This is a genomic window from uncultured Duncaniella sp. (assembly GCF_910577345.1).
Lineage (GTDB): Bacteria > Bacteroidota > Bacteroidia > Bacteroidales > Muribaculaceae > Duncaniella.
In genome coordinates this window covers 41,126-55,672 of the sequence record NZ_CAJTMT010000021.1, presented here as the reverse complement: position 1 = coordinate 55,672, position 14,547 = coordinate 41,126, and the positions used below count along the sequence as shown (strand labels likewise).

12 protein-coding genes and 1 tRNA gene are annotated in these 14,547 nt (G+C 51.6%); 2 read left to right on the top strand and 11 right to left on the bottom strand.

All coding sequences use genetic code 11. The features are described from left to right. The first annotated feature begins 359 nt into the window (after positions 1 to 359). Positions 360 to 1,889 (top strand): site-specific integrase, encoded by a 1,530-nt coding sequence (locus QZ310_RS09780; RefSeq protein WP_297072321.1) that lies wholly within the window; start codon positions 360 to 362, stop codon positions 1,887 to 1,889. Positions 1,890 to 1,961: 72 nt separating this feature from the next. On the opposite strand, the gene QZ310_RS09775 is transcribed toward QZ310_RS09780, so the two are convergent. Beyond that, positions 1,962 to 2,035: transfer RNA gene (locus QZ310_RS09775), tRNA-Arg, on the bottom strand. A 190-nt stretch (positions 2,036 to 2,225) separates the two neighbouring features. Between QZ310_RS09775 and QZ310_RS09770 the strand changes: the two genes are divergently transcribed. Further along, positions 2,226 to 2,981, top strand: a complete 756-nt coding sequence (locus tag QZ310_RS09770; protein ID WP_297072320.1) for an outer membrane beta-barrel protein — start codon at positions 2,226 to 2,228, stop codon at positions 2,979 to 2,981. Positions 2,982 to 3,298: 317 nt separating this feature from the next. Here the strand turns inward: QZ310_RS09770 and aroB are convergent, their stop codons facing one another. The 10 genes from aroB to trpD all read right to left on the bottom strand — a co-directional run bounded on the left by aroB (position 3,299) and on the right by trpD (position 14,517). After that, positions 3,299 to 4,342, bottom strand: a complete 1,044-nt coding sequence (gene aroB / locus QZ310_RS09765; protein WP_297072319.1) for a 3-dehydroquinate synthase — start codon at positions 4,340 to 4,342, stop codon at positions 3,299 to 3,301. A 30-nt stretch (positions 4,343 to 4,372) separates the two neighbouring features. Then, on the bottom strand, positions 4,373 to 5,131 hold the full coding sequence (locus QZ310_RS09760; protein WP_297072318.1) for an HAD-IA family hydrolase: 759 nt from the start codon (positions 5,129 to 5,131) through the stop codon (positions 4,373 to 4,375). Further along, positions 5,128 to 8,670 (bottom strand): AsmA-like C-terminal region-containing protein, encoded by a 3,543-nt coding sequence (locus QZ310_RS09755; RefSeq protein WP_297072317.1) that lies wholly within the window; start codon positions 8,668 to 8,670, stop codon positions 5,128 to 5,130. Before QZ310_RS09755 ends, QZ310_RS09760 begins: the two co-directional genes overlap by 4 nt. Before the next feature lie 152 nt (positions 8,671 to 8,822). Beyond that, on the bottom strand, positions 8,823 to 9,749 hold the full coding sequence (locus tag QZ310_RS09750; protein WP_297072316.1) for a DUF5715 family protein: 927 nt from the start codon (positions 9,747 to 9,749) through the stop codon (positions 8,823 to 8,825). Positions 9,750 to 9,757: 8 nt separating this feature from the next. Next, the gene (gene queC / locus QZ310_RS09745; RefSeq protein WP_297072315.1) at positions 9,758 to 10,405 is read right to left on the bottom strand and encodes a 7-cyano-7-deazaguanine synthase QueC; all 648 of its coding nucleotides are present in this window, start codon (positions 10,403 to 10,405) and stop codon (positions 9,758 to 9,760) included. A 132-nt stretch (positions 10,406 to 10,537) separates the two neighbouring features. Then, a complete protein-coding gene (gene queF / locus QZ310_RS09740; RefSeq protein WP_297072314.1) occupies positions 10,538 to 11,008 on the bottom strand; it encodes a preQ(1) synthase in 471 nt (156 codons plus the stop codon). A 237-nt stretch (positions 11,009 to 11,245) separates the two neighbouring features. Next, on the bottom strand, positions 11,246 to 12,022 hold the full coding sequence (gene trpA, locus QZ310_RS09735; protein WP_297072313.1) for a tryptophan synthase subunit alpha: 777 nt from the start codon (positions 12,020 to 12,022) through the stop codon (positions 11,246 to 11,248). A gap of 70 nt (positions 12,023 to 12,092) precedes the next feature. Continuing rightward, positions 12,093 to 12,716, bottom strand: coding sequence for a phosphoribosylanthranilate isomerase (locus tag QZ310_RS09730; protein WP_297072312.1), 624 nt, complete (start codon positions 12,714 to 12,716; stop codon positions 12,093 to 12,095). A 19-nt stretch (positions 12,717 to 12,735) separates the two neighbouring features. Continuing rightward, on the bottom strand, positions 12,736 to 13,509 hold the full coding sequence (locus tag QZ310_RS09725; protein WP_297072311.1) for an indole-3-glycerol phosphate synthase TrpC: 774 nt from the start codon (positions 13,507 to 13,509) through the stop codon (positions 12,736 to 12,738). A 12-nt stretch (positions 13,510 to 13,521) separates the two neighbouring features. Then, a complete protein-coding gene (gene trpD / locus QZ310_RS09720; RefSeq protein WP_297072310.1) occupies positions 13,522 to 14,517 on the bottom strand; it encodes an anthranilate phosphoribosyltransferase in 996 nt (331 codons plus the stop codon). Between the last annotated feature and the right edge of the window lie 30 nt (positions 14,518 to 14,547).

The window sequence follows — 14,547 nt, the reverse complement described above, 5'->3', positions numbered from 1 at the left end:
AGTCGGGGATAAGAGGGGGAAATCAAGGGGATATGTGGGGGATGAAGGCGGAATTATAATTGGGGGGCCATGGGAGGAATGTGATTTTTCTCAAAAGAATCCGTCTGCCGAAGTGTAACATTCGCGGTGATTCGAACGTCAAAAAAGAATAAGGACTTTTTATGGGTCACGCACAAAGAGGTCTTTTATAGGTCGCGCACAAAGTATTCATGACTCACCTATAGTAAACATGTGTGACCTATAGAAAAGAGGTGTTTTGAATCATAAATATCAAAATACCGTCTGATGACTTGACGTCTCTGCAAGATCCATTCATGGAAAAATGGTATTATTCATCAATCATATAACTATTAATTTCTATGGTATTTCAGATTTATATAGGTAAACGGAAAAACAGTCGCGGGAAGGTGGAGATTTCCCTGCGTTTGCGCCATGGCAAGTTCATCGACCAACAGGCAGCGACCAATCTATGGGTGTCGCCGAATGCGGTAAGGCAGGAACTATCAACGGCTTCCGGGGAAATCGGCCCCGGCACTCATGGCGAAATAGAACCGGAAGATGTGGCAAGCATTGGAGAATCAAAGAGCAAGACATGCGGGAGTAAGCTGAAAATTGAGACAAGGAACAGTGAATCGGAGGATGCAGTGAAGGAGAAGGTTTCGGAAGCCCGAAACGGATTTATAAAGCCTGAATATATAATAAAGGTGGCGGAAGCGGGAAAAGGGACACCGGGGCATACCGAGACTGCAAACGTAGCGGAATCTTTGGCAAGACTGATGGAATATGTGGAAGAATGTTTTTGCCTGAGACGACGGCAGGGTGTGAAAGCGGGCTGGCTTGCTGACGTGATCGAACGTTTCCATGCGGAGGAGATGCCGAAACTTGACGAGGAACGCACGGAAGTGGTCGGGCTGATCGACACTTTCATTGCCCTCACCTCCGGACCGACAGATTCGGAAAGCAGGATGGAAGCCTACGGGCTTGTCAGGCGTTCGGTGGCACGGTTCGAGGCATTCCGCAAATTGAAGTTTCCCCGCTTCAAGCTCTATGCGGGACGCATGGACGAAAGCTGTCTGAAAAACATCGAGCGCTTCATGCACAAGGAACACCAGTGGGTGAAGCGCCATCCGCAGATAGCCGTCGGCGCAGGACTCTCCGGACGGACCAGGCCGAAGAGCCCTAACACGGTCAACGACCGCATGAAGTTGCTGAAAGCTGTGATGAGATGGGCTGTGAAGACAAGGCGCATCCCGACGAACCCGTTCGACAATTTCGTCGGTGGCCAGAATGTCTACGGTACACCAATCTATCTCACCCTCGACGAACGGAGAAAAGTCGAGCTACATGATTTTTCCGACAGGCCGAGACTCGCCCTGCAACGTGACATTTTCATATTCCAATGCTGTGTCGGATGTCGTATTTCCGACCTCATGCAACTGAGTTCGGGCAATATCGTGGACGGGGAGCTGAACTATGTGGCCCGAAAGACACGCGAAGGCCGACCGGTGACAATCAAAGTGCCCCTCAACCGGACGGCGATGACAATAGTGGAACGCTATGCCGAACCCGACAGGGAGGCGCTGTTTCCGATGATATACTCACGGATGGGCTACAACAATATAATCAAGGAGATACTCAGGGAGGCCGGAATCAAACGCAAGGTCATCGTGATCGACCCTCTGACGCGCGAAGCGGTCAGCCGTAAGCTCTACGAGGTGGCGAGCTCCCACATAGCACGCCGGACCTTCATCGGCAATATTTTCAAAAAATTCAAGGACCAGGGGCTTGTCAGCGAGCTCAGCGGTCACGCTCCGGGGAGCAGGGCATTCGCACGCTACCGCGAAATCGATACTGAGCTCAAACGCGAGATGGTGGCAGCCATCGACTGACAGAAACGAGGCCGACATACAAAAAAACAATCACATCAACGTTGAATTTGATGTGATTGCAGGCAGATTTTGTGACTCCTACAGGATTCAAACCTGTAACCTTCTGATCCGTAGTCAGATGCTCTATTCAGTTGAGCTAAGGAGCCGTTGTCCTTTCGTTTTGACGTTGCAAAGGTAGGAATAATTATTCAATTGTGCAACAAAATTGTTTATTTTTCTCTATTTCTTTCGCAGAATTTGCTTTTCACGGCCTTTTCATGTAATTTTGGACATGCGAAGACGGTGATTTCGCAACAAATCATTCCCATTAACGACAAACATCCATTATCACACATTATGAAAAGACAACGCATAGTAGCATTCGCACTCCTCTCGTTACTCTTCCTTCTGCCTCTTACGTCGAAGGCACAGCTGATTGTCCACGGCAAGCCGTCGAAGTTCATGGAAACTGAAGTGCATCTTCTGCTCGGCGGAAGTTATGTGACCCAGAACTACAAGAGCGCATACTCATCGGTCTCAGATGTCAATAATTCCATGGGATTCTCATGGGGTGCGGGTTTTCAGGTGAAATTCAACATCACCTCATTCGTGGGACTTGGAACCGAGCTGAACTATCTGCGCTCATCGGGCAAGATGGACATGGCTGTGATTACCGAGGGAAAACCGAATGTCTCGAACGTGTTCATCAAAAACAGCTACCGCTCATTCAATATTCCTATATTCCTCAGCTTTAATTTCCACCTGTCGAACAGCGTGAAATGGAATGCCGACGGAGGTATTTATTTCGACCTCGGTACAAGCGGTTCGCAGAACACCACTATATATAATGCCAATGTCAATGACCTCGGTCAGCTCACAACTACTGTCACCAAGCAGAAGACCGACTACTATGACAACGACAAGGCATTCCTGAATTCCTACAGGAATTTCGACAGCGGTCTGCACTTGGCAACCGGTCTTACTTTCATGAACAAGGTGACTGTCGGCATCCGCAGCCAGTTCGGTTTCCGCAACGTGGCTCAGAGCGACGGTATAGTCAAGCCTTCGTCACACAACATCAAGCTCTACGGCACCATCGGTTATAAGTTCTGATTCCCTCCACGGCCGCTAGAAAGCTATTGCAGGAAGGGTACATAAGGACAAAAGGTCAGAAGAGACATAAGTTTTTATATTAATATTCATAAATAATCAGCAGATTATGGCGTGATGAATTATCTGTCGCCGTAATCTGCTGATTATTTCGTAATCTGCTGATTATTTATTGTCTATGTCTCATAACTATAGATAAAATCAATAGTTATGAAAGCGAAATTTATTTTGAAGGCAAAAATTTCAGAGATATAAAAAACTTATGTTTCTTCTGACCTTATGTCATTATGTACCCTTCCCGACTAATTCCAGATGATTTTTTATTCCATGAGGTCGCGGAAGATGTCGAGGGCGGCGAGGATGTCGGCTTCGGGGACAGTGCGGTCAATCAACACGCGACCCGGGGCTGCAAGGAGAGTGAAGTTAATCTTATCGGGAGTATCATTCTTCTTGTCATGGTGCATAAGCTCTACAAGCGCGGGATAGTCCTCGCAGGTGATGTCGGGTGTGCCATAGCCCTGCTCCTTAAGATAGTTGGCATAGCGGTAGAGTTCCGCCGAGGGGAAGGCTTCGGTTGTGTGGGAAAGAATCATCTCCACAAGCATACCGAAGGCCACCGCATGACCGTGGGGAATTGGCTTACCCTTACGGATGGCCAGCGACTCGAAAGCATGTCCGGCAGTGTGGCCGAGATTGAGCGCACGGCGTATGCCCTGCTCACGCGGGTCCTCCTCGACTATACGCTCCTTGACACGCACACTTTTTTCAAGAAGCGGAAGAAGTCGGTCGAGATCGGCATCAAGGATGTCGAAGGCAAGAAGGTCGGCATAGTCTTTGGCGGATGAGAGAAGACCGTGTTTCAGCATCTCGGCGTAGCCCGACAGAAGTTCTTCCGAAGGGAGTGTGGAGAAAAGCATTGTCGAGATAACCACTGCATCGGCCGGAGCAAAGGCTCCGATTTCGTTCTTGAACCCTTCGAAATTTATGCCGGTCTTTCCTCCTACAGCCGCATCGACAGCCGAAAGAAGGGTGGTCGGGACGTTGATGAAACGTATGCCGCGCTTGAATGTAGCAGCGGCAAAACCGCCCATGTCTGTGACAACACCACCACCTATATTTATAACGAGCGATTTGCGTGTGGCACCCTGTGCAATCAGTCCTGCCCAGATGGCTGAAAGTGATTCAAGATTCTTGCACTCGTCGCCCGGGGGAACGGAAATGACGGGATAATCCAGACCGAGACGAGGAAGGACGAGCGATTCGACCTGCGTATCGGTAACGATATGTACGCTTGACGGTTTCATGTCAGCGACAAGGCCACGGATGGCTTCACTGACGCTGTTGGTATAAAGTATCGTCTGCATGTGTAAGTGGGGTATTTCTGATACAGTTTTTTATTCTTTTGAAATTGTCAGCATCGAGAGCAAGAGCGACGGGAGCTGACGTGCAAATTCGGGCATTGATGGGAAAACGATGGCCGCACCTGCCTCTTCGAGAGTCTCGCGAGGAATAGGACCGGTGGTCACTCCGATGGTGAATGCTCCCGAACGGTCGCCGGCCTCTACTCCGAGCGGGGCATTCTCGATGACTATTGCCTGCGAGGGACTCACACGCGCAAGCTGCATGGCACGGATGAAGGGTTCGGGATGGGGTTTGCCGTGAGTGACATCGCGCGAGGTGATTATCTTGTCGGCATCAAACATTCCCGGAAAATCGGCTGAGATACGGTCGATGAGCGAACGCTGTCCCGAACCTGTCACAAGCACACGCTGAATCCCGGTCTCCTTAAGGACGGTCAGCATGTCGAGCGCACCCGGCATAGGACCGACCGGGGGAAGTTCGCGGAAATATTCGGTCTTGCGCTGATAGAGGGCTTCCGTCTCCTCCTTGGTGGCCTCGCGACCGAAAGCGCGGAGGAAGAGCTGGTTGATGGTCGATGCTCCGGTGCGTCCTTCGTAGAGATAGAATTCCTCGGGAGTGCAGTCAACACCCGCTTCGGTCATGAGACGATACCATGCCCGGGTGTGGCTTGGCATTGAGTCATAGAGGGTGCCGTCCATGTCGATGAGTGCCGCACGTGGCGTAATCCGGTCGAAATGGTGACGGTCGAGAAAACGGAGGATTTCAGTTGAAAACGGTATGGGAGGTATCATTTTTTCTTTCGGGATTTTTTCTTTTGTGAGGTGTCGGTGACCACGGGCGGGACAGAGTCCGGCTTGGCAATCAACCCTTCCTGTATGAAGTAAAGCGAATCAGCATGTGATATGGTGTCGGCTTTGCCATCGGTCAATCCGGCAGCCGCGTTGGTAGGAAGATTTCCGAAACGCATACTGCTCATCCGTGCACCACGCACACCCCGGCGGAATATGTTGCCTATCTCCTTGACGAGATTTATTCGGGTTGTATCGGCAATAGCAACTGAGCGTGGCATGTTCTTCTCGTTGAACTTCGCACCGCCGAGCCGGATTTTCATGTCGTCCATAGTTCCGGAGATATTGATACCGAACTTGAATGGGATGGGCGATTTGAGTACGGCGACGTGATAGTTGAGATTCATGGCCATATCGTTGGAGCCCATTACACCGAGCTTGTAGCGGTCAAGATTGAAGATGAATGGGAAGAGTTCGAGCTGGGAATTCTGCACAATCATCTCGACATTCATGCTGTCGATGACATTGCGGTTCTTATTCTTGAACATCAGCCACTTGCCCACCTTACGGAAGGTCTCGGGATCGACGAGGACAAGACTGTCGCCTGAAAGCTTGACAGCCGCTTTGAGCGAGGGGATGTCAATGTTCATACCTTCGTCTATACGGCTCGTGGCTGCAATATCGGCATTGATTATACCGTCAATGTCGTAGAGAAGAGGCATGAGAGAGTCGATGGCCGGGACGAGGTCGAGGAACTGCCCGATATGGAAATCGTTGAGCTTCATGCCGAAGGCAAACGATGCATCGGTCGATGCAGGTGCGGAATATAGGGCATTGAGGTTTATGCTTCCGACTGTGGTGCGCGCATTCATGCTCTCAAGATTGATGGCACCGCCGAGGACATTCATGTCGCCGGTGAAATCGGTAAACTTAAGATTGGAGTAGAAAATATCGCGGGCAGCTATATGCACCTTTGCCTCGACATTCGAGGGCACGACAAGAATGGCAAGCGAATCGCCTGTCGTCGACACTGCGGTCTGCAATTCGGTTTCATTTTCAGTATCGGGAGCGACGTAGGTCTTCAGCGAATCGCGTTCGGCGAAAGCCGCACCCGCAAAGGCCGCGGCTGCAATCTCATTGATTTCAATGGTGTCGCCTGAGAGGTTGAACTCCATGCGCAAAGGCTGCGTATGGCGCACGGATGTCAAAGCCTTGGTGAGATTGGAGACATTGCCGTTCATGACAAGGCTTGTCTTTCCGGCGCGCATCTTAGTGTCGGAGATGATAACCGAATCGGAGTTGAAACGCATGTTGAAATCGCTCAGAGTGTTGCGCAGCGGGAAATAGGGAGTGAACACCCTCATGCGCTCAGCTTTCAGGATACCACGGGCCTCCCATCTGCGCAACATACGGCGCATTGAATTATCGACGCCGATGTCGATAATCTCTCCTTCGGCCACAGCCGCACTGTCGACAGCCATCATTGCAGCGCGCCGAGCACGTCTTTCAAGAGCGACAAGCGTGCGGATCGAATCCTGCGAAAGTTCCGGATGGGCATTGGCGATTGAATCGGCAAGGCGTGATTTGCGTGGAGTCTGCGAAAAATCCGTGGGATTGGCAGTCACGAAGAGGAGTGCCTTTCTGAGAAGCGCACGGTTGACGCGGTCAGCATAGAAGGCACCTTCCGTTGCGATGTCGAGATGGAGTTGGGGTTTGGTCTCCTCACCCTTGTAGCGACGTATTGTCGCACCCACAGTCGGTTTGCGCAATCTTACGCGCAAGGAGTCTTCGGTGGACTTGAAGAGTATGCGGTCAGCCACGATGCGTCCACCGATAGGATTGATAAGCGCAGTGTCAAGTGATGAAGCAGTATTCTGGCACCCGACACCCATCTTCACACCCGTTGCCTGAAGCAACATGCCGGTGACCGAGGCTGAGATTGAATCAATTTTCAATGATGCAGTCAGAAGGGAATCGACATGTACTTCTCCCCGGGTAAAGGAGGAGTTGGTTCCGAGTTTCAGTTCGACATTATCGGTATAGAGGTCAGCCGGAAGTTCGGGCATGGAAAGGGTGAAATCACGGAGAGTGGCGTCACCGGTGAGGCGAATGCGATGGAAATTCTTCTTGTCGAAGTAGCTCCGGCGGAAAGCAAAGCGGCTATCGGCCCGAAGACTGCCGTCGATTTTGAACGGAAGTTTTTCGAGCAGTTTTGAGGGTAGGCGGTCGATTTCTATACCTCCTTTAAAAGAACCCTCCGCCGAGGGATCCGACATGAGGTCCTTAAACACTCCGTTAAGTTCAAAACCGACACCTTTGCCAATGGCAAGCAACCGCGACAACTCGATTGTCGAGCCATCAAGGTCTTTACCGTCAATATCGGCTTTCGCATCAAGGGCAAAGCGGGTGAGGATCAGTTGTTCGTAACGGCCACTCCCCTCCGGTATGTTCAGGCTCAGTGTAAACGACGGGATTGAATCATGAGCAGGATTGAAGGGTGCTGTAAGGCGCCCGTTCATACCTATCTTCAGGTCTGTGGTGATTTTTGCAAGTTCTCCCTGCATATCCTCCGGAATGAGAGCGATGATGTCGGCCACCGGGGTTTGAGGGAGCAGGAAGTCAAGGGCATTGACACGGAAGCCGTCGGTCATGTCAATATCCGTCGAAACCACTGTCGAGACCTTTCCGGCCGAAAGTTTGAAATCGGAAAGGGCAACCATCATAGGTTTATGATGGTCCCAGGTGATTTTACCGTCTGCACCGAAACTCAGATTCCTTATCGAGAAATCAGGCAACGAGGCGGAGGTCAGACCTGCAATATCCACATTATATATAGGGGCACCATTGCCGTCAAGGGAGGTCGTGGAGAAATTGACAGCTATGTCGAGAGAATCGGGGCGCGAGAAGTAGCGCACCGGCATACCACCCTGTATTGAGAATGTTCCGATTGCAATATCGGGTATCAGCAGCGGTGAATCCTCATTCTTCTCTTCCGACTCCGGGAAAATATCCAGATTGGAAGATTCGGGGGTAGCCTGCACGATATTTACAGCAGGATGCTCGAAAGTGATGTCATAGAGATATATTTTTCCGGCAAGAATGTGGGGAATGTTGACCGCTCCGTTGAAGTGACGGACCGAAATGAGGGAATCCGCATATTGAGGCAAGTCCTTGCGGATTTCCGGAGCAAGCGAATCGAAGGCATGACTGTTGACCGTGAGGTCGCGCACGTCGAGAATGAACTTGGGGAATGTTGACCAGAAAGAAATCTCCACCCTGCCGATATTCACATCCGCATCCACATACTCGTTGGCATATTTTTCAACCAACGGAGTCAATCTCTCAGGCTTCAGGTAGGACACGGCCACCGTTATCAGCACAAGCACGAGGACCACCACCGCAAGAATGGTCCAAAGCATGGCGCGCAGCACCTTGACCCAAACGGGCTTCGGACGCTTGGACGGTTTACGGGGGGAAGCAGCACCACCTGTATCGGCCGCACTGTCGGGGATGACTTGCTGAGAGTTTTTATCGTCGGACATATTGCGTTGAAATTTTATGGAGACTCCGTAGAAGGAGCCTGTTCAGACATGGATGGCAGAATCAATAATACCACCATGAATTATAACAATAAACAAAGTATCATAACGCAGGATGGAGGCGTAAAATTTTTATATATGGGTCGAATGCACAGCTACCGCTGTTCATGTTCGCCTTCTTTTCTGGCGGTTATATGAAAGCATGGCTGTCCGTGCTCATATTTCACCCAGAGTTTCCCTTCCTCGCGCATTGCCTTAAGCACTTCGCCGAGGATTCCTTTCAGGTCGTCGACACTGCGGGGATTATCAGCATTGTCGGCAATGAAGGAGGCGTAGGAAATGTCGAACGTCGTGCCGAGCTGATGGACCGAGGAGTCGATTGCGTTGCGGTTGCGACGGCGCAGGAGTTTGACAGTGCGGGGAGTGCGCAGAAGGCTTGTCACCTTTATACGGTAGTCACCACCGCCACGCACGTTGATACTGTCGCGGAAACGCCGGCCGATTTCGTGGAGACGCGCAACTGCAGTCGGGACAAGGTAGGGACGGGAGAAAACGAGCGAATCTATGAAGTAGTCCTCGCAACTTGTCACCTTCACAATCGGAGCGCGCAGTTGCCAGTGGGAACGGGTGTCGGAAAGCGGTTCGATGCCGAAGAGTTCGGCTTCCTGCCAGTGGATATAGTTACTGTCGTTGAAATGATTGCGCATATTACCGAAGTAGTTCACCTTAATGCGGCGGGTAGGCTCAGGCATTTCCGGAAGGTGGGCAAGGTAGGAACTGACGGTGTCGGTCTCCAACTCGCGCACACTTTTGTAGTTCACGGGCTTCGGTTCGCTCTTTGCTGAGGGCTTTGTGAGGTCGGACTTTGCAACTTCCTCCTCCACAACCGCTTCGCTTCCTGTCTTTGCGGTCACAACCTGCGAACCGTCTCCCTCGGAATTATGGGTGGGAGTACACATCACCACACACAGACCGATGAACAGAGCGAGCGGAAGGAGAAGGCGCATGGTCTTGCGCGGGCTGAACTTGCGGCGTTGTCTTCGTCGCGGTCGCCGGGAATCTGACTGATAGCTGTTGTTCATCGGGGCCATCAGTCGTTGTCGAGTACGATTCCGGCAAATTCGAGAGCCTCACGACGCTCAACACATGTGCCGCACTTTCCGCAGTGATGTTCGCCACCCTTATAGCAGGAATAGGTGTGTGAATAGTCCACGCCGAGGTTCTTGCCACGCAAGGCAATCTCACCTTTTGACAGATTGGTGTATGGAGCAAGGAGCTGAAGATGCTCGTAGGTCCCGTCGGCTATGGCAGCGCCCATGGAATTGATGAATTCCGGACGGCAGTCGGGATAGATGGCATGGTCGCCGGAATGGTTGGCTATCATGACGTTTTTCAGTCCGAGACTTTCGGCAAGTCCGGCTGCCACGGAAAGCATGATACCGTTGCGGAACGGGACCACGGTCGAACGCATGTTTTCATCATCATAGTTTCCTTCGGGGATGGCATCGGCACCGCTCAGGAGCGAGCTTTGAAAGTATTTTCCCATGAAGGAGAGGTCGATTTCATACCATTTTATGCCGAGGCGTTTGCAGTTCCAGCGGGCACATTCGGCCTCGCGCCGGTTATGATTAGAGCCATATTGGAAAGTGACAGCGGCTGCAATGGTATCGGCATATTCCCAAAGCATTGTCACTGAGTCCATTCCTCCGGAGAGGACAAGGAGTGTATCTTTTACCATGATTGTAGTCTTGGGGTTGGAGGGGGATGATTGGTGAGGGAGCTTTCGGACCGGTCGGACTGGTCAGACTTGTCGGACCGGTCGGACTTGTCAGACTGGTCCGCCTGGTCCGACGGCCTCCGGCTTGGGCTGTCAGAAGCTGTCGGGGATGGAGGCGAGGAGGCGCTGGCTGACCAGATGCTGGTGGTCAGCATCACCATAGTTGGCAAAGGGATGGATGGCTATGCCTCCACGCGGAGTGAAGATGCCCTTGACCTCAATGTAGCGTGGATCCATGAGGGCTATAAGGTCCTTCATGATGATGTTGACGCAATCCTCATGAAAGTCGCCGTGGTTGCGGAAGCTGAAGAGATAGAGTTTCAGGCTCTTGCTCTCGACCATTTTCTCACGCGGGATATATGATATGAGGATTTTAGCGAAATCAGGCTGCCCTGTCTTGGGGCAAAGCGACGTGAATTCCGGACAGGTGAATGTCACGAGATATTCATTGTCAGGGTGCTTGTTGATGAATGTTTCAAGCACTTCGGGTGCATATTGCGTGGGGTAAGCTGTTCCGGTGTTACCGAGCAGCGACACCCCTTGGAGTTCAGATTCGTTGCGCATTTGGATAAATGATAGTCTGATAGAGTGAATCAACATGCAAAGTTAAGCAAAAAAGGCGTATAAATCCACTATTTGCGAAAATTGCCCCGACAATCAGTTTGTTTTTACATCGCTCAATTCAATCTGACTCACGACATATCGAATCAGAGAGGTTCAAAAAAAGTACTCCGGCATTGATGACATGCCGGAGTACTTTTTTGAGCCTTTTGATATTACGGTCAACTTATTGATAGCCTATCATACTCCAAGAGTTTCTTTAAGCAGCTTCACCGCCTCGGCGGGGGTGGAGGTTTTGGCGAGACATTTGATGAAGAGCGAACCGACGATGGCTCCGGATGCGTAGGTGAAGGCTTCGCCGAGGGTGGATGGATTGGAAATTCCGAAGCCTATGAGACGCTTATGAGTGAGACTGAGGGAGTTGACATGTCGGAAATAATCAATCTGCTGCTCACCGAATGAATCGCGTGTGCCGGTTGTGGCTGCCGCGGATACCATGTAGATGAAGCCGTCGCAGTTCTCATCAATGAGGCGGATGCGCTCGTCGGAAGTCTCGGGTGTTATCAGCATTATCATCGGAAGGTCATACTTCCGGCAGAGACTGCGGATGTCGCGCATGTATTCATGAAACGGGAGGTCGGGGATGATGATTGCATCAATGCCAATCTCCTTACAACGCTTGAAAAGCGGTTCGATGCCATATTGCATCATGGGGTTCAGATAGCCCATGAGTACCATAGGGATGTCGGTGACGGTGCGACGCGCTTCTTCGACCTGATCCAGAAGAAGGTGGAGATTCATGCCGTTGCGCAGTGCAACGGTGGAACTTTCCTGAATCACGGGACCGTCAGCCATAGGGTCGGAAAATGGGACACCGACTTCAATCATATCGACCCCACCATCGGCAAGGGCTTTGATGACATCGACGGTCGAATCTTTCTGCGGATAGCCGCATGTGAAATATATCGAAAGTATATCGCTGTTCTTACGGGCGAAAAGCTTATCTATTCTGTTCATTTTTTGTATGTTTTTTTATCGCGAGGGTCATTCAAAAGTGATAAATCCACGCTTAGATTTGTAATTATTTCTATCCGAGACTTTTCAAAAAAGCGTTCAGAAGTCCAATGTCCTTTATTCCCGGCGAAAGTTCAAAACGGCTGTTCAGGTCAATACCGACGAGCTGTGGGTGACGCAGCGCTGCGATGGCATCTGCATCTTCCGGTCCTATTCCGCCGCCGAGCATGAAGCCGACCGGGAGACTATAGGACGCGAGGAGGCTCCAGTCGAATTTCTTTCCGGTGCCGCCGTGTCGCGGGCTTTTGCGGTCGAAAACAAAGCGATCGACGCAAGCGGCATATCTCTCCAATGAGTTGATGTCGCCAACAGTCTCAATACCAACCGCTTTCCAGATTTCAAATCCACGGCCACGCAGCGAATGGCAAAACTCCGGGCTCTCATCGCCATGAAGCTGCACGGCGTGAAGACGATAAGCCTCACAACGGGCAAGAATCTCATCCTCAGGACGGTTGACGAACACTCCGACGAATTTAATCGCCTCCCTAACCCCGGCAAGCTCTTCCGGATTCAGATTGCAGGCATTTCGAGGTGAGGCGGGATGAAAAATCAGACCGAGGTAATCGGGACACAGGGCCATCGCCTCACGGATATTTCCGGCATCGGCCATCCCGCAGATTTTGATTGAAAGGCTCATGGCGGTCATCTATCCGGTTTTACATTCTGAATTCCATGAAATCTCTCAGAGCCTCACCGGGATGGTCGTGACGCATGAAGGTCTCGCCAATCAGAAAACCACTGAAACCGGAGGCGCGAAGCTGCTCGACCTCAGTCATGGAGGTCAGACCGCTCTCGGCAACCTTCACCACATCGGCAGGAAGTTCACGCGCCACTCTTTCCGACAGCAATGGGTCGGTGTGGAAGGTGGTCAGGTCACGGTTGTTGACACCGACCATATCCACTTCGGGGCAATACTTCTCCAGTTCACGGGCATTGTGAATCTCAAAAAGCACTTCGAGGCCGAGCGAATGGGCATAGCGGGTGAAATCCAGAATCTCCTCAGCCTCAAGAGCGGCTGCGATGAGAAGCACGGCATCCGCCCCACAGGCGCGCGCTTCGGCAATCTGCCTGCGCGACACAATGAAATCTTTCCGAAGCAATGGCAATGAGCTGCAACTGCGCGCAAGCATGAGGTCGGTCAACGCGCCTCCGAAGTAAACCGTGTCGGTAAGGACCGAACACGCTGCCGCACCGGCATCCTGATAGGCCGGAAGAACCTCATTGACAAGCGCAAGCGGATGAATCTCGCCTTTTGACGGTGAGCGGCGCTTGAATTCGGCGATTATGCCGGTCGGGCTGTCAAGCAAGGCCTGGCGGAGCGAAATGGGCGTGCGGTCGGTGGCTATTTTCACTTCCGGACCGAGAATAGCATCGGTGGCCGCCACCTCCCGGCGCTTGTTGGCTATGATTTTATCAAGTATATTTGACATGATGACGACGTGTTAGCTGTTGATTTCCACGAATTTTTTGAACGACTCCGCCGCACGGCCCGACCGGATGCTCTCACGCGCCTCGCTGAGTGCGGTGTCGAGACTCACTTCCGGTTCAAGAGTACGGATGGCAAAGGCTGCGTTCGCAACCACGCAGTTTTCCTGCGCCGGAGTTGCTTTGCCGGAAAGCACTGCATCAAAAATCTTTGCAGCATCGGCCACGGTGTCGCCGCCCCACAGATCGGCTTCCATAGCCTGCGGGAGACGGATGTCGGATGGCGTATAGACTCTTTCCTCCTGCACGCCAACAACTTTGAAGGGTGAAGTCAGCGAAATTTCGTCGTATCCGTCGAGCGAATGGACTATGGTGCAATTGATTCCCTCGTTTTGAGCGATGTAGTTGTATAGACGCATGAGCTTAAGGTTGTAGACACCGAGGAGCTGATGCTTCGGGAGTGTCGGATTGACAAGCGGGCCGAGCATGTTGAAGAAATTACGCACCGCAAGGGCTTTCCTGACAGGGGCAACACTTTTGAGTGCAGGGCTGAAGAAGGGAGCATGGAGGTAGCTGACTCCCGACTCGTCGAGCGAACGGCGGAGCTTGTCAATATCGTCGGTGAACTTCACGCCATGATGTTCGAGCACGTTACTTGCACCCGACACGGAACTTGCACCATAGTTGCCGTGCTTCACCACCTTTCTGCCCGATCCGGCCACAACAAAACATGTGGCTGTCGAGATGTTGAATGTGTTCTTGCCATCTCCGCCTGTGCCAACGATGTCAATGGCTTTGACATCGCCCATGTCGACCGGACGACGACGTTCGAGCAGTGCATCGCGGAAACCAGTCAGTTCATCGAGGGTGATGCTGCGCATGAGAAAGACGGTCATGAAGGCTGCAAGCTGCGCGTCGTTATACTTGCCGTCGGCTATATTCAGAAGCACTTCCCTCGCCTCTTCGCGGCTAAGGTTCTTGTGCTCAAACATTTTATAGAGTAGATTTTTCATAATAAACGTAATGTCAATTGTACATTATGA